This window comes from Tumidithrix elongata BACA0141 (genome assembly GCF_036349135.1).
GTDB classification, from domain to species: domain Bacteria; phylum Cyanobacteriota; class Cyanobacteriia; order Pseudanabaenales; family Pseudanabaenaceae; genus Tumidithrix; species Tumidithrix elongata.
The window spans coordinates 12722-28387 of sequence record NZ_JAZBJZ010000007.1 but is presented as its reverse complement, the minus strand read 5'-3'; the positions used below and the strand labels follow the sequence as shown (position 1 = coordinate 28387).

The 15666-nt window shown below is 43.9% G+C and carries 13 protein-coding genes; 6 read left to right on the top strand and 7 right to left on the bottom strand.

Annotated features, from left to right (window positions below):
- Nucleotides 1-77 precede the first annotated feature (77 nt).
- Nucleotides 78-590 carry a DUF3172 domain-containing protein gene (locus V2H45_RS03120; RefSeq protein WP_330482155.1) on the top strand — a complete coding sequence of 171 codons (513 nt, stop codon included), beginning with the start codon at nucleotides 78-80 and terminating at the stop codon, nucleotides 588-590.
- Nucleotides 591-734: 144 nt separating this feature from the next.
- On the opposite strand, the gene V2H45_RS03115 is transcribed toward V2H45_RS03120, so the two are convergent.
- From V2H45_RS03115 to ftsH, 3 genes are all read right to left on the bottom strand, one after another.
- Entirely contained in the window at nucleotides 735-4436 is a 3702-nt protein-coding gene (locus V2H45_RS03115; protein ID WP_330482154.1) for a response regulator, read from the bottom strand.
- Nucleotides 4437-4677: 241 nt separating this feature from the next.
- Complete coding sequence (locus tag V2H45_RS03110) at nucleotides 4678-5472, bottom strand: sulfite exporter TauE/SafE family protein (protein WP_330482153.1); 795 nt, start codon at nucleotides 5470-5472, stop codon at nucleotides 4678-4680.
- A 175-nt stretch (nucleotides 5473-5647) separates the two neighbouring features.
- Nucleotides 5648-7504, bottom strand: a complete 1857-nt coding sequence (gene ftsH / locus V2H45_RS03105) for an ATP-dependent zinc metalloprotease FtsH (protein ID WP_330482152.1) — start codon at nucleotides 7502-7504, stop codon at nucleotides 5648-5650.
- A 263-nt stretch (nucleotides 7505-7767) separates the two neighbouring features.
- On the opposite strand from ftsH, the gene cynS reads away from it, so the two are divergent.
- Nucleotides 7768-8208: a cyanase gene (cynS, locus tag V2H45_RS03100; protein WP_330482151.1), complete on the top strand. Its 441-nt coding sequence runs from the start codon at nucleotides 7768-7770 to the stop codon at nucleotides 8206-8208.
- A gap of 29 nt (nucleotides 8209-8237) precedes the next feature.
- Here cynS and coaE read toward each other — a convergent pair whose 3' ends face one another.
- From coaE to V2H45_RS03085, 3 genes are all read right to left on the bottom strand, one after another.
- A complete protein-coding gene (gene coaE, locus V2H45_RS03095) occupies nucleotides 8238-8870 on the bottom strand; it encodes a dephospho-CoA kinase (RefSeq protein ID WP_330482150.1) in 633 nt (210 codons plus the stop codon).
- 6 nt (nucleotides 8871-8876) lie between these two features.
- Entirely contained in the window at nucleotides 8877-9383 is a 507-nt protein-coding gene (gene coaD, locus V2H45_RS03090) for a pantetheine-phosphate adenylyltransferase (RefSeq protein WP_330482149.1), read from the bottom strand.
- Between the two features lie 126 nt (nucleotides 9384-9509).
- Nucleotides 9510-9830, bottom strand: coding sequence for a hypothetical protein (locus V2H45_RS03085; RefSeq protein ID WP_330482148.1), 321 nt, complete (start codon nucleotides 9828-9830; stop codon nucleotides 9510-9512).
- Nucleotides 9831-10719: 889 nt separating this feature from the next.
- On the opposite strand from V2H45_RS03085, the gene V2H45_RS03080 reads away from it, so the two are divergent.
- Nucleotides 10720-12411, top strand: a complete 1692-nt coding sequence (locus V2H45_RS03080; protein ID WP_330482147.1) for an alpha/beta hydrolase — start codon at nucleotides 10720-10722, stop codon at nucleotides 12409-12411.
- Between the two features lie 80 nt (nucleotides 12412-12491).
- On the opposite strand, the gene V2H45_RS03075 is transcribed toward V2H45_RS03080, so the two are convergent.
- Nucleotides 12492-13136 (bottom strand): HD domain-containing protein, encoded by a 645-nt coding sequence (locus V2H45_RS03075; RefSeq protein WP_330482146.1) that lies wholly within the window; start codon nucleotides 13134-13136, stop codon nucleotides 12492-12494.
- 83 nt (nucleotides 13137-13219) lie between these two features.
- Here V2H45_RS03075 and V2H45_RS03070 point away from each other — a divergent pair, with 83 nt between their 5' ends.
- The 3 genes from V2H45_RS03070 (at nucleotide 13220) to V2H45_RS03060 (ending at nucleotide 15659) form a co-directional block, all read left to right on the top strand.
- The gene (locus V2H45_RS03070) at nucleotides 13220-13930 is read left to right on the top strand and encodes a helix-turn-helix transcriptional regulator (RefSeq protein WP_330482145.1); all 711 of its coding nucleotides are present in this window, start codon (nucleotides 13220-13222) and stop codon (nucleotides 13928-13930) included.
- Nucleotides 13931-14556: 626 nt separating this feature from the next.
- Nucleotides 14557-15057 carry a DUF2231 domain-containing protein gene (locus V2H45_RS03065; protein ID WP_330482144.1) on the top strand — a complete coding sequence of 167 codons (501 nt, stop codon included), beginning with the start codon at nucleotides 14557-14559 and terminating at the stop codon, nucleotides 15055-15057.
- Nucleotides 15054-15659 (top strand): DUF2231 domain-containing protein, encoded by a 606-nt coding sequence (locus V2H45_RS03060; RefSeq protein WP_330482143.1) that lies wholly within the window; start codon nucleotides 15054-15056, stop codon nucleotides 15657-15659. Before V2H45_RS03065 ends, V2H45_RS03060 begins: the two co-directional genes overlap by 4 nt.
- Nucleotides 15660-15666: the final 7 nt, after the last annotated feature.

Genomic DNA, 15666 nt, shown 5'->3' with positions numbered 1-15666 from the left:
TTACAGAAGGGGTTAAAGTAGATTTTAAATTTACTTTACAGATCGGTTAACGTAGAAAGGTATTTAGACTAAAATCTATGGCTCGTCGTAGATATTCATCCACCATCAACCCTCCCACGAACACATCGAGTACCACGAGTACTGGCATTAAACTAGCGATCGCTGGGGCAATCTTTGCGGTCGGCTTGGGTGTGGGCGCTGCCCTTTCGACACTCAACCCGACGGCACGTACTGTCGATGCAATTCGGCTCGATAATCTTGCCCCTAGTCGTGATTTTTGTAATAACTACGGCTCTTCGGCAATGGTGATGACCACCCGCGTCTATGTCACCCTTAACCCCTTTAATGTGTTTGTCAGTCAGGCAGATTCGGTGCCTGGTTGCGTAGTTTTACCCCAAAACTGGAACCTATTGCTACAACAAAATGCCATTAGCAATAATGACATTCAGCAATGCCGCAATCGTATGAATACGTTTGGGTTTACAGGTGACTTGACAGGCAAGCCCCGAGTGGACTGTGTCTATGAAAGCAAGGATGCTCAAAAGCAATTGACTGAGGGCGCACCACCCATTCCTAAACCAACGCCGTAAGATCCTATAGATTTCGTCACTTCAGATCGGATGAAGTTTGTTCTAGAAATCTTGGAACAAACAAATCAACACAAATCAATGTCATGGAGTCGCAGCGTTTGATTTCCCTAGGGTTCTAAGCTTTGGGAGCTTACGAGGAATCTTTCATGCATTTTTCAGGATTTCGAGTTTTGCTTTGAGCGCTGTCACGACTTGGATATATTCCACTTCAAGATCTCCTAAAACAGTAAACAGGGATTCTAAACTTGAATTTGACTTGCTGAGAGACTGTATCTGCTTGCACAGATCAACTAGTTGCTTGGCTCCAAAAAGTGCGCTGCCCCCTTTAAACGAGTGGTTTTCAAAGTTCAATGTTGTTAGATCCTTGTTGCGTAAAGCTTCTTTCATCTTTGCGTGCGATCGCGCCGATTCTGTTAAATAGGAATGAATGATTTCAGTCAGAGATTTTGCACCGATAAAACTTTCCAATTTATCCAGTGCATCAAGATCGATAACCGAAGGTATAGAAGAGACTGCCATTTCAAGTAGCTCCTTTGTCTCGGTAATCTCGATCGCTTCCAAATCTTGAATGGGACTGTGGGGAACACGTTGTAATGCTGCAACCAACTCTTTGATTTGCAATGGCTTCGTAAGATAGTCGTTCATACCTGCTGATAGGGCAGCTTCGCGAGATTCTCTAAAAGCATTGGCTGAGAGACCGATAATCCAAGGATTGCGATGAGATAATTGACGAATACCTTGACTAGCTGTCAATCCATCCATTACAGGCATTTGGATATCCATAAATACAAGATCGTAAGACTGCCGATCTAAAGCGGCAACTGCTTCCATACCATTGCCGACAGCATCGCCTTTGTAGCCTAGTCGCTCTAACATAAGCGCCAAAATTCTTTGATTGACGGGATTATCTTCAGCAATCAAGATTTGCAGGGGAAATTGCTTGGCAAAGCTTGTATCTAATTTTGAGGTGTCGAGCGGATTTGGCGATTCTAAAGTTTTAACAGAAAAAATCTGTAAAAATATTTGATATAGCTTAGATTTGGAGATCGGTTTTGTCAAATAGGCAGATAAGTTAAGAGAACTCGGTTCTTCGGAATCTACCCGAGAAGTCAGTAAAATCAGAGGTAAAGTGGGAGAGAGCCCCTGAATGCTTTTTGCTAATTTAAATTCGTTGTTTACCAACATGTGTCGATCGAGGATGACCGTATCAAAATATGAAAACTCCATACATTGCAGTGCTTCTAGATCAGAGGAAGCGGTTTGCACGATCATTCCCCATGACTGGCTATATAGAGACAAAATTTGACGAATGGTGGAATTTGCATTGACAATCAGGAGCCGTTTGTCCTTTAACTCTGGTGCGATCGCTTCAGGTTCCGTCGCGATCGCCTCCGCCCGAATAAAGAAACTAAAGGTGGAACCATTCCCCGCCTCACTTTTAACGTGAATTTCACCACCCATCAGTTCGCAAAGCTGCTGGCAAATCGCCAGTCCTAGTCCTGTGCCACCATATTGGCGGGTAATGGAACTATCTGCCTGACTAAAGGCTTTAAAAAGTTTGCCGATCGCTTCGGGGGCAATACCGATACCTGTATCGCGCACGCTAAAGTGTAACTCCAAGCTGTTTGATGCTGGTGCGATCGCTGTCGCTCTGACAGTAATTACAACTTCTCCTTGCTGCGTAAATTTAATCGCGTTACTTACCAAATTCACTAAAATCTGGCGTAGACGGGTAGAGTCACCAAGAATACATTGAGGAACATCTAGATTAATGAGAGCAGATAGTTCTAGCGATTTTTCAGCGAGGCGAGATGACATCAGATCGAGAACTTCATCAATACATTGACATAAATTAAATGGATGTTCTTCTAATTCGATCTTGCCTGACTCAATTTGGGAGAAATCGAGGACTTTGTTGATTACAGATAGCAACATATCGCCCCCTTGACGAATCGTCGAGACAAATTCTGTTTGTTGTGCAGACAGAGGCGTATCAAGCAAGAGTCCAGTCATACCTATCACTGCATTCATCGGAGTTCGTAGCTCATGACTCATGACCGCAAGAAATTCACTTTTCGCTTTATTTGCCGCATCTGCAAGTCTGGCAGCTTCGAGAGCCACTTCGGCCTGCTTGCGATCGGTAATATCTTCTATCCCTGCAATAAATTGGATGGGACGATCGTTTACATCTCTGACCAATCCAACATGCACGATCGCATCGATTTGCTCGCCACTTTTATGTCTGTACTTTTTCTCAATATGGCCATTTTTAACTTCACCTACGATCAGTTGATTCATCAAGATTAGCGTTTTTTCGATAAAGTCAGGAGCCGTAAGTTCAAACAAATTCATTTGCAACATTTCTTCGGATGAATAGCCAAATATCTTGCAAATATAATGATTTACGGTTAAGTACTGCCCTTTTAGATCGAGTGTGGTAATTCCTACAGGGGCATTATCGATCGTCATTCGGAGTAGTTCTTCGTTCTGTCGTAATTTCTCTTCGGCTAGTTTGCGATCGCTAATATTATGTCCTTCAGGAATTAGTAAAATTACTTGACCTGTCTCATCCTTTAAAGGACGTAGCGAGAAATCAATGGTTGCAACAATTCCGCCTGCTCCTAAAACATCCACTTCGTAGCGGACAAATTCTCCTTGGGCAGCTTTTTCTACTGCTTGCTTAAGTTGTGTTTGCGCTTCTTCCGAAATCCTCCACCAATAGGCATCCCAGATTGGTCTACCGATGACATCGTTACGGCTCAGCCCCCCAAAGTCCAAAAATGTTTGATTGGCTTCAAGCAAAATTCCATCTAGAGTAAGTAGTCCTGTGAACTGAAAAGTATTATTGAAAATGGCATGAAATTTGAGATCGCTATTTTTTAATGCATCTGCCTGTTGAATTGCGATCGATAGTTGCACAGATAACTGTTTGAGTAACCTTAGGTCGGTATCTTCCCAGTGACGCGGTGCATCACACTGGTGGACGACCAGCAGCCCCCATAAAAACTGAGAATTTGTCCCAGAATTATCTAATAAGATTGGCACGACAAGGTTAGCACGCACCTGAAAACTTTCTAGCAGTTGGATATAACATTCAGGCAGATTTGCCGCATAAATATCGGATATGGCAAAGATATCGCCTTGAGTGTATCCTCGGACATTCAAATTTTCTTGAAAACAAGTATCGACAATATGCGCATTTAGGCATGGTCGCCAAGGTGAGAGAATCGCTTCTGAAACAATATTCCCGCTCATATCGGCATTAAATTTGTAGACTGCCGTGCGATCTGCATTCAGAAACACGCGCACTTCCTGTACGATCGCCCGATAAACATCTTCTAAGTTGAGGGATTGCCGAATATTGAGGGCAATTTTTGTAATTAGAGTCTCCTGTTCCTGTAAATGTAGCAAGCTGCGGAGGTGTGCTACTCGAGCGAGTATGCCATCAATGCTCAGAGCTAGTGAATCGGGAGTAAGGTGACCTTTTACCAAATAGTCCATTGCCCCTGCTTTCATTGCCTTCACAGCCAGTCGCTCGTCACCATTCCCCGTTAGCACAATTGCGGGTATTTGCAGTTCTGTATTGTCTTTTCCGATGAACTCTAGAAACTTCAACCCGTCTCCGTCAGGCAACTGAAAATCGACCAATATCACGTCGGGTTTTTGCGATTGCCATAGGTGTAAACCCTCTTCCAAGGTTTCCGCTTCTAAAATGTTAAAGCTTTTACTATGGTCTGATTGAAGATACCGACAATAAGTCTTGCGATCGCTTTCAGAATCGTCCACGATTAAAACCTCGATCTGTGGTGATTTAGCTGCGATCGAATTAGGAAGGTGATTAGACATGTCTGGGTAAGACGTTAATAGTAGAAGATTAGCTTATCTAAGATTTTCTCATATAAAATTATTGACCATGGTCAAATGAATTTCTTGCGAAATTTGATGCTCGCTGTATGGGTAATCTCCCATGGGTAATCCTAGAACCAGATCTGTTGCCAGAAAAATGAGAATGCTTGTGGTAACAGCAGGCTTTGCGATCGAGAACTTTTAAAAAGCCGATAGCTAAATGCTAATAACGATAGTTAAATTACAGCCAAAGGCTGATTAAGTCTCGCTGCCCCCATAGGAGCCAAATACCACTGACCACCATTGAGGTTAAGACTAATTGGCGAAACTGCTGGGCATTCATATGATTCTCTAGAATATATTTACCCAAAAAATTAGCTGGAATTGCTACCAGCCCAATCACCAAACCCGCTCCAATATTCTGCGCTGACAATACCCCAAAGATTCCATAGGTAATGATTTTAACCAAGTGGATAATGACCATATGGATCGCTTTAGTGGCAATCAACTGCTCTTTGACCAAACCATAGCCTAGGTAAAATGGGTTTAATACGGGACCCGTCGTGCCAACGAGTCCAGAGACAAAGGCTTTTAAAAATCCCGCAGGTAAGATATACCAAGCCTTTAGTCTTGGCTGGGAAGGGAGATTCTCGGTTTTCGCCTTTAGGTCTGCTTCGGGGTTCTTATCCGATTTCTTTTCGATCGCAAAACCACAAACACTGACGATCAGAAAAACACCAATGAGGAGTTGCAGCCACTCGAGATGAATTTGAGTAAAGGTATAAGCACCAAGGATTGCACCTACGATCGCCCCAGGAGCGTACCAAAATGTCAATTTCCAATCAATATGTCGCCAAAACAAGGAAATGCGATGGGCATTCCCTAAAAACATGCCAATCGTAATCACGGGAGGAACGGCGGCAGTTCCCAACATGACATTGACTAAAGGTATGAGTATGAACGGGCTACCACCGCCCGCGAGGGTACTAACCACCCATGCAAAGAAACTAATTATGGCTAGAGAAATTATTGACATGAAGTGAGGGTCGAAGTGAAGTCTGATTTAGCTTCATTTTAGTTAATTTTGCTGAAACTGGGGGTATAAACCGTGGCTAATTATGCATCAGAGCAAAAAAATACCCCCTAGTTGATTAGGAGGCATTTAGAATAAGGATTTAAGTAATCTCTGATGAAAATTGCAGACAAGTGGTCTAGAAAGTAGCAGCTAATCTGAGTTCGCTTGTGTCTAAAATTTCCTGTAGCTCATCAGAGTCAACGGTTTCACGCTCGATTAATGCTTCTGCAATTTTGTCGAGCACATGGCGGTTGTCTAGCAAGAGTTGTTTCGCCAACTTGTAGGCGCGATCGACCAGTTGACCGACTTCGTCATCGATAATCGCAGCCGTCTCTTCGGAAAAGTCGCGTTCAGCCGCAATCTCACGACCGAGGAACATATTGCCACTAGAACGTCCGAGGGCTACTGGACCTAGTCTCTCGCTCATGCCAAAACGCATAACCATTTGGCGCGCGATCGCTGCCACCTGTTGCAGATCGCTAGAGGCTCCAGTTGTAACTTCTTCTTCCCCAAACACAATTTCTTCGGCTAGTCTGCCACCTAAAGCCACTGCCATTTGGTTTTGCAAGTAGATACGGCTTTGCATCCGATCTTCGGTAGGTAAGAACCAAGTCAAACCACCCGCACGTCCGCGTGGAATAATTGTGACTTTCTGCACGGCATCGTAATCAGGCAGTAAAGCACCAACCAGGGCATGCCCTGACTCATGATAGGCAACTAACTTTTTGCGCTTGTCGCTCATCACCCGATCTTTCTTTTCGGGTCCAGCCAAGACGCGATCGACGGCATCGTTGATTTCGTCCATCGAGATTTCTGTCAAGTTGCGGCGAGCTGCCAAAATTGCGGCTTCATTCAGCAGGTTAGAGAGGTCAGCACCTGTAAACCCAGGGGTACGACGGGCAATCTTTTCGAGGTCAACATCTTGCCCCAAGGTTTTGCCACGGGCATGAACGCCTAGAATTTCTAAACGGCCAGCAAAATCGGGGCGATCGACTACAACTTGGCGATCGAAACGACCTGGGCGTAGTAAGGCAGCATCTAGTACATCAGGGCGGTTGGTTGCAGCGATGATGATGATACCTGTGTTACCTTCAAACCCATCCATTTCGGTGAGCAGTTGGTTCAGGGTTTGCTCGCGCTCATCATTGCCACCCCCGAGCCCGGCGCCACGTTGGCGACCGACCGCATCGATTTCATCAATAAATACAATACAAGGTGCGTTCGATTTGGCTTGCTCGAACAGGTCGCGTACTCTGGAAGCGCCAACCCCTACAAACATTTCCACAAATTCTGAGCCAGAAATGCTAAAGAAAGGTACACCAGCTTCGCCAGCCACGGCACGCGCAAGCAGGGTTTTACCAGTTCCGGGAGGCCCCACCAGCAGGACACCTTTAGGAATTTTGGCTCCGACTGCGGTAAAGCGATCGCTATTTTTGAGGAAGTCTACAACTTCAGTTAACTCTAGTTTGGCTTGCTCGATGCCTGCAACGTCACTAAAGGTAACTTGGGTTTGTGGCTCCATTTGCACTCTGGCTTTGGACTTGCCAAAATTCATCGCTTGGCTACCAGGCCCAACTTGGGCGCGACGCAGTAAAAAAAACAATCCTACCAAGAGCAAGATTGGCAAGATTAAACTGCTAAGGGTTTGAAAGAGCGCACCATCATTGCGACGGGCAGCAACATCAAATTCAATATTGTTATTTCTAAGCGTGGTGCTAAATTCGGGGTCATTGGGCAAATTTACCCGCACTTTTTTACCACCAGTGGTGACTTCTGCCCAAGAGCGATCGGTGCTAAGTGTGATTCTAGATACGGTTGGGGGCTTCTTTTGCACTTCTTCCATCAGCTTGGTGTAGCGCCATTCACCTTGGGGCTGGGGCTGACTTTCTAGTAAGGCTGTACCGAGCGTAATCACCACGACCGCTAACAGCGCATATAAACCAACATTCTTCCACTTTTTATTATCTTTGTTATTATTTCCGTTATTTTTCACTGCTACAACTCCATCAGAGGGATATTCTTTAATGATAAAGAAATTAATTATTAACTAATATTAACCTAATGAAATCCAATGTGTCTGAACATCAGTCTTAGGGACTATCTACACTAAATTGCAAGAATTTAGACAGCACTGTTTATTTAAATTTAAATACACCTGCAAAATTGAGCGATGTGAACCATTTAATCGCCAAAATTAGATTAGGCTTGGGTTGATTTTTTTCAAACCCTTGAACGCAATTTAATTGTGAGGATATTATGTCGATTCCAGTCTTGACTCAAAAACTTTTGGCAGCAAAGAAAGCAAAGGGCTTAAGCTTTGCAGATTTAGAGAAAGTCTTGGCACGTGATGAAGTTTGGATCGCTGCTTTGTTTTACGGTCAGGCGACCGCATCTGAGGATGAAGCGAGTAAACTTGCGAGTCTCTTGGAACTTGAGCCAGATGCGATCGCCGAACTCATGAGTTATCCCTTAAAAGGGCTAGGACCAGTTGTTCCCGTCGATCCTTTGCTATATCGTTTCTATGAAATCTTGCAGGTTTACGGCATGCCCATGAAGGAAGTGATTCAAGAAAAGTTTGGGGACGGGATTATGAGTGCGATCGACTTCACGCTTGATATTGAAAAGATTGAGGATCCCAAGGGCGATCGCGTTCAGGTAACGATGAATGGCAAGTTCTTACCTTACAAGAAGTGGTAATTCCGATCGCTCCTCGATCTTCCAAACAGCTAGAAAAACGCTGTACTGAAGCCAAGTGGTGAGTTAAATAGGGCGTTATCCACTTGATCGAATAGTTCGGCCGATGTCCCATTATTTTCTAACACGACATCGGCTAGCAAAATTTTTTCGGATAGAGGCATCTGACTTTGAATGCGCAGTTTTGCCTCCTTGGCTGACAATCCATTGCGTTGCATCAGTCGCTCTAACTCCAAATTTAAATCGCAAGCAACCACCCAGACCTCTGTAACTAGATTTTGCAACTTTGCCTCAAACAATAAGGGAATCACCATTACCAAAGTATTTGACTGATATTGTTTGGCGGCAGTGTGGAAGCGATCGCGTACATAGGGATGAATTAAGCCCTCTAACCATTTGCGCTCTTCCACATCCTGAAAAATAATCGCTCCTAATTTTTGGCGATTCAAACTAGGATTTTGTTTGGAAGCGATCGCCTGAGGATCGTCCAAAACCTCTGTTCCATAACGCTGGATAATTTGATGGAGGATTTCTCCCTGTAGGGCTTCTCGCGCATAAATATCCGCATCAAGTACGGGCAAGCCATAGGTTTGATGCAGATAGTCTGAAACCGTAGTTTTCCCTGTAGCGATTCCACCCGTGATGCCAATAATACGCTGCTTCATCTGGAGCTAGGGTGAACTACTTGCTTGCTTGAGTTCCATTTGTCGGTAGCGAAGTGACAGAGCGATCGCCACCTCCGCAGGCACAAGATGATCGACAGGCCCACCGCACCTTGCAATTTCCTTCACCACACTGCTGCTTAAAAAGCTGTATTCGTTCGATGTCGAGAGAAATACCGTTTCAATTTCCTCGGCGAGGGTCTTATTGGTATGTGCCATTTGCAGTTCCATCTCAAAATCTGAAACCGCTCTCAACCCCCGAATCAGTACCTGTGCTTGTTTGAGCCGCGCAAAAGTGACGGTCAACCCAGAGAATGTATCAACATCAATATTATCTAAATGCTGCGTTGCTACTTTAATTTGCTCGATCCGTTCTTGAATTGTAAACAATGGGGATTTATTGGGGTTTCGCAGTACTGCCACGATCGTCCGCTCAAACAGTTGGCTGCTGCGCTTAATGATGTCTAGATGTCCAAAGGTAATTGGGTCAAAGCTGCCGGGGTAAATGGCAATCACATGATTTAATCTCTTAACGCATCGATTGGAATGATCTTAATCTATCAGAGTTATCCCAACGACACAAACTAGCCTGAAGCTCTTTTCTCTCCATAGCGATCGCACGCTAATCACCGATGGATTAAGTTAAAAGGCTTGAATAGGCGATCGCCGTTCGAGCAAAATCAATGCATGTTGAACGCGATTGTTAAATGGTAATTCGATCGCAAGCCCTGCTAGCAAGTCTTTTAGATAATCATATTCAGACTTAGTTAGAGGAACATCTGGATGGGATGTTTCTAAATTTTCTAGCTTTGGTTGCGTTTCTGGGTAATAAAAAGGATCGGAGTGCCAATCGCAAGAATGACATACCCAATAGCTATAGTCTGTTACTAATCCCTCAAAATTGCTTGAGATTGTGGTTAATTCACCGCCACAGGTGGGGCAAGGTCGATCTGGTGTAGTCATGACTTTTTTTACTTCTGCTGAGAACGATTGCTCGATCAACTGTTCCGCAAATCTTCAAGAAATCAACCTGCCACAATCAGCCTGCTTTTCAGCAATAGATATTTATCCAGCGACCTTAAACTTCTCTGACAAAAGTAACAATCGACGGACTGGACAAATCTTGAAATCTCTTGATTTATCTTGCGTTACTTCTACTTACATAACATGGTATGGAGTAATTCGCAAAGCATAGATAACCTTTCTATCACTTTTCTATATCTTTCTGTTTTTGTAATCGCTTATTAGGAGATAGGCTCAGGTAATACGCACAAATAATTCCCATAGATTTTATTTCCTTGTAATGGAGGTTAAGTTCTTCACAAGAAAATTAGCTTTGTATTAGAATCTTTTTGCCTAACTACAATCCATTACTCATTAGCGCAAACGCTGACCAATCAAAGGGATGATTGTAATTTATGCTACCTAATTCACAGTGCCTCGCGCAGAGAAGTGGATATGCTGATATTCTGCTTCTGCCTTAGGAACTAGATCTGGCTAGTAATTTGACGATTGATTGCTAGAATTTTTTCTGAACTTAAGAGCTAATACTTGGCTGCTACTCGCTTTTTCTACAGTCAAAGTTGAAGATCGCAAAGAAAGCTCTACCCTGAAAGAACGATCTATAGAATGGGATCGATGCTATCCTTTCTACCGGGAAATTAACTGAACCAGTAGCTAATTGTTTCCGAAGATCGAGATCTTTTAGAATTAACGTAAATAAAATAGAAAGTGCGAACCAATAAACTTTGCTACGCATTCTTGGGGTTCTTTGCTTTCATTAGAAATAAGCTCTATCGGTAAGTTTGCTGTAATCTGATAGAAAAGGTAAAACGAGTAAGTGAGGTTATAGATGCGTAGGCTTAAGCGGCGAACTTGGCGAAATTCCTGTCTCTCACTTTTGCTAGGAATGGCAGTTCCCTTTGGAACATTTACTGCCGCTCTACTCGGCCAGCACTATACAGCAGCTCCAGCAATTTGCGCCAACAAAATTTCTTTTTGGTTCTCTCCTTTTGGCGAGTTCACAATCCCGATCGCAGATCTAGCTAAGTTTGCTAAGGATGGTACTGTTAGCGATTACTTGTCTTTTTATCTAGACCCCTTATCACCAGAGCAAAAAGCGCAATTTCGCGAGTTCTTAAACCAACGCTATCCAATTAGCCATGTCACAGTTTCCCAGTTTACCTATTCTCCTATAGGACAGATTTTGGTGAAGCGGCTCGGGGCATTTCTTAAGACCGATGATAATCAAAATGGATTTTACGCATTGAGAGCGGCATTTATTTTGTCGGCAGCCGATCCTGATGGCTTAACCCCGATCAATGTGATGAAAAAATTTCCCGTAACGACGATTAAACTCGACTTGCCATTGGGACTTGAGGCTTACAGTCAGCTAGCACTGTTATTAGGCAAAAAAGACGCGGCGATCGCCGCAATTCAGCTAGAAGCAGAAAAAGAAGCTTTAACCAATTCTTCTATACCTACCGCAATTCCCGATCTGCGACAAGTTGGTCAACTTAAATGGCAGGTTCGTAACTTCTCGGTTCCACAACCTGAAAGAGGCGTAAAAATTCCAGCTCAAATTTATTTGCCTATTTATCCATCGCAAGACAAGACTTCGCTCGCGCCAGTAATTGTGATATCCCACGGGCTCGCCTCCAATCCCGATACCTTTGCCTATCTATCGCAACATTTAGCTTCCCATGGGTTTGCCGTGGCAGTATTAGAACACCCTACTACTGGCAGTAAAGATTTTAAAGCCTACCTATCAGGCTTCCATTCCGCACCGAATCCTAAAGAATTTGTTTATCGCCCCTTAGATATCAAGTTCTTGCTGGACGAACTGGAACGTCAAACAAAAAGCGATCCAACTTTACGCATCGATCCGCAACAAGTCGGCGTTATTGGTCAATCCCTAGGAGGCTATACGGTTTTACTCTTGAGTGGTGCTGAGTTTAACTTCGAGCAGATTCAGTCAACCTGTGCTCAACCCGAACCAAATGTCCGCTCTTTCAATGCCTCCCAGATTTTGCAATGTCGGGTTGCTGACTTGCCACCAGCCAATTACAACCTACGCGATCGCCGCATTAAGGCAGTACTTGCTGTCAACCCCCTCGCAAACACGTTATTTGGCAAACAGGGCATGAGGCAAGTTCAAATCCCAATTATGATTGTTGCGAGTGGGGACGATCTGCTTACACCAGCAATTCCCGAACAAATGTTTCCATTTACTTGGTTAACAGCCCCGATTAAGTACTTAGCTGTAGTAAAGGGAGGAACGCACTTCTCTTTTTTAGCTAGTGGAGAAGGAGGCGTACTCACGGTTCCTCAAACTCTAATCGGAGCCGATCCGAACCTATCGCAGCCCTATCTTAAAGCTTTAAGTTTGGCTTTCTTTAAGACATATCTTGCGAACCAAATGGAATTTCGTCCCTACCTGAGTGCGACCTATGTCAAAACGATCAGCAATCCGACAGTTCCTATCAGTTTAGTGACAGCTTTCTCTGAGGAGAATTTATTGCAAGCCATAGAGAAGTCCCCCTAAAACTCGCTATTTTGCTGGTTAACTCACCTTACGCTGAACAATCGTCTCCGATTGTTCTTCAAAGAATAAACAGATCTTTGTCACCCTCGATCCAACGGATTGTTTTGGATTAAGTCTGCAATCGTGGGACAGGCAAAATCATGCACGTGGCATCGACCAATCTCAGACATCCAAGTAAATGCGATCGCTTGAGGTTTGCGTTTAATTTGAGTCAAGATGAGATCTAATAGCGCCTGCCCACAGTTCAATCGGGGATAAGTCGCTAAAACTTTTTCTACGGTTTCCCTCGGTAAATCTTGCAATCTGAATCCACCCACATCCATGGATGCCCCGACTTGTACTAGGGCAACTTCTGGCTGTTTTCGAGATGCAATTCCAACGGATGTATGAAGCGCGATCGCATCCCAAACCAGCTCCGCTTTCTCATCGGAGATATGATTCTCAATGAGAAATGACTTTGCTGCATCAGCGCCATCTACCTCATAGCGTTGCTGTCCGTCAAATCGTTCGGTTAACCCCAAGTCGTGCATGATGGCACTCAAATATAGTAGCTCGCGATCGTATTTCATTTCCTGTTGCTGTCCGATTAGATCTGCAAATACAAAGGTTCGGAGGCAGTGATGATATAGGAATTGTGGTGAGGCCTCTTGCACGAGCCTCGTAGCTCTTTGAGCAAGTACGCTATCTGGAATCGAAATTTCATGGAATAGTGCTTCTCTAGACATACAGGTTCTCTAAAAATTCAAGATTGTTCTGCATCGTAAACTGGATCTAAAATGGTTAATAGTACCCAGTTGAGTACACTTGAATGATTGCAAACCCAGTTAAAACGCTAATTCGGAATATTTCGCTTGCCAAAACCGAAAAAGACCTGCGCTTGGTATTTATGGATGGTGCGGGTGCTATATTTCACTCGCATCATTGGAGTATTTCTTTAAGGGATGGCGCAGGGAATTTGGCCCAGGTCGATCTAAAAGGGTTGCCAGATAGTTTCCTTGACTATTACATTCAGTACGGTATGGAGATCGATCCCTTGAGAGCCTATGTACTGGCTCACCATGCCCCTGTTCACGAACAGGTTTTATTCACCGAAGCGCGATGGAAGCGCAGCGACTTATACTTGCATGGTTGTGGGAAGCAGTTCGATCACGAACATGCGATGACAGGTGCAATTGTGGGATCTGGACAAATCATTGGACTTGTTAACTTTGCTCGCACAAGGGGAACCCCAGCATTCGATCGCCAAGATCTTGCGGATCTCAGTGCAATTTGCGCCCATCTTTCTGTATCGCTAGCAATGCTGCGATCTCAACCAAAGCCATTTATATCCGATGTATTCACGAAACTAACACCACGAGAGCAACAGATTGCTGAGTTAGTAGCTCAAGGGCTCACCAATGCGGAAATCGGGGCTCAATTGTGGATTACTCAAAATACGGTCAAACAATCTCTGAAACGGATATTTTGCAAGTTGAATGTCTCGGCTCGAACTGAGCTAGTAGCAAAGCTGTTTCGCTAAATATTCTATATAAGTATTCTGAATAACTATTCTGAAATAGGATAAGAACTTTAGACAGGCTAAAGGATATATAAGAGATTATTTTTCAGGATTGAACGATGGAGTCAATTTATGAATTGTCCTCATGTACAAACTAGATTTGGATGACTATGCCAGAACTACCCTACAAGTTAACACAGCTTCATACTTCCTTGACAAGACGTCTTTTGACATTGATAAAACGAAGGAGTATCGATAGGTATTCCACTAAAAAATAAAGGTCTATTTAACGAATTTTACCGACTCAAATACTTTTCAAACAAGCTTTTGAGAGGTTAATTTATGTAAAGGATACAGGATTATTGAGAATAGAATCAATAAATCTTAAGAATCCATTCATTATTGACTTCAATTTCAATAGCAATGAATTAATCATGTCCGATCGCTCCTCATACCTCTCTTTTGTTACAACTTGTACTTTAAAGATGCGCTTAGAGCAGATATGATTTTCTCCAATACAGGAATGTATCAATTAATCTAAGTGACAGTCCTAAATCTGGATGGGCATTTGGAAAGGCACAGCGCTATTGGCTTAGCCTAAAAGCGCTACCAGAAAACCAATTATTTCGTTAAGTATTGAAAATACTATGCTGGAATACCTTCCACCGTTAAACGACCATAACTTACCCTATCCCGATACGATTCATCCGATCGTGGTTCATTTTGTCATTGCGATGGTGTTGTTTGCCGTACTATGCGACGCGATCGGCTACTTCACGCGTAATCCTCGCCTGTATGAAGTGAGTTGGTGGAATTTCTTTTTTGCCACCATTTCTATCTTTATTGCGATTATTTTTGGGCAGATCGAAGCGGGATTGGCAGAACCCTATGCTTCCGTGGAAAAGACATTGAATTTACATTCTTTACTGGGCTGGGCACTGTCGGGCATCATTACTGCCATTACGGGATGGCGTTACGTGGTGCGGCTCCGCGACCCCAAAGAGTTACCTGTCGCCTTCTTGGGTGTGGGAGTATTATTAACAGGACTGGTCTTCTTTCAAGTCTATCTTGGCGATTTACTGGTCTGGGTGTATGGATTGCACACAGTTCCAGTCGTGGAAGCATTTAGAGAGGGTAGTTTGCAATGACTGTTGTTTCAATCGATCGATTAATTGCTCAACTAGGTGCGAATGGTTTACCCTACGCAATTCCCATTCATCCCAATTTAGTTCACATGACCTTGGGTTTGTTTATTGTCGCGATCGGGTTTGATATTGTCGGAGCCCTATTCCCCCTAGAAAAGTCTGTATTCAAATTCCTGGCGATTCCAGCTACGCGTTCCAACTTTTTTGATGTCGGTTGGTACAACATGGTGGGGGCAGCAATTATCACCTTCTTTACGGTGGGCGCAGGGTTCTATGAAATCTTGTTGGCTTCCCCAGATGAGCATGTGAAGAGTGCTTGGGGCTTGCATCCACTGGAAACAATGCTCTGGCACGGTGTAGGTGGTGTTGCACTCCTCGCCCTAATTATTGGCATGACCGTGTGGCGAGGGTTTCAAAGGTTTCTGTGGCGCAAAGATATGGCGCGTCAAGTGGAGTGGAGCTATTTGTTAGCAGGATTGGGAATTTTTGCGATCATGTTCGTGCATGGAACCTTGGGCGCACAGCTTGCCTCTGATTTTGGCGTCCATATCACTGCCGATCGCCTGTTACGCATGGGTAAAGATCTAAGTCTGCTGGGACAATAAGGAGATC

Coding starts and splice junctions, on each gene's coding strand:
- V2H45_RS03120 (WP_330482155.1), top strand. CDS start 78: ATGGCTCGTCGTAGATATTCATCCACCATCAACCCTCCCACGAACACA.
- V2H45_RS03115 (WP_330482154.1), bottom strand. CDS start 4,436: ATGTCTAATCACCTTCCTAATTCGATCGCAGCTAAATCACCACAGATC.
- V2H45_RS03110 (WP_330482153.1), bottom strand. CDS start 5,472: ATGTCAATAATTTCTCTAGCCATAATTAGTTTCTTTGCATGGGTGGTT.
- cynS (WP_330482151.1), top strand. CDS start 7,768: ATGTCGATTCCAGTCTTGACTCAAAAACTTTTGGCAGCAAAGAAAGCA.
- coaE (WP_330482150.1), bottom strand. CDS start 8,870: ATGAAGCAGCGTATTATTGGCATCACGGGTGGAATCGCTACAGGGAAA.
- V2H45_RS03085 (WP_330482148.1), bottom strand. CDS start 9,830: ATGACTACACCAGATCGACCTTGCCCCACCTGTGGCGGTGAATTAACC.
- V2H45_RS03080 (WP_330482147.1), top strand. CDS start 10,720: ATGCGTAGGCTTAAGCGGCGAACTTGGCGAAATTCCTGTCTCTCACTT.
- V2H45_RS03075 (WP_330482146.1), bottom strand. CDS start 13,136: ATGTCTAGAGAAGCACTATTCCATGAAATTTCGATTCCAGATAGCGTA.
- V2H45_RS03070 (WP_330482145.1), top strand. CDS start 13,220: ATGATTGCAAACCCAGTTAAAACGCTAATTCGGAATATTTCGCTTGCC.
- V2H45_RS03065 (WP_330482144.1), top strand. CDS start 14,557: ATGCTGGAATACCTTCCACCGTTAAACGACCATAACTTACCCTATCCC.
- V2H45_RS03060 (WP_330482143.1), top strand. CDS start 15,054: ATGACTGTTGTTTCAATCGATCGATTAATTGCTCAACTAGGTGCGAAT.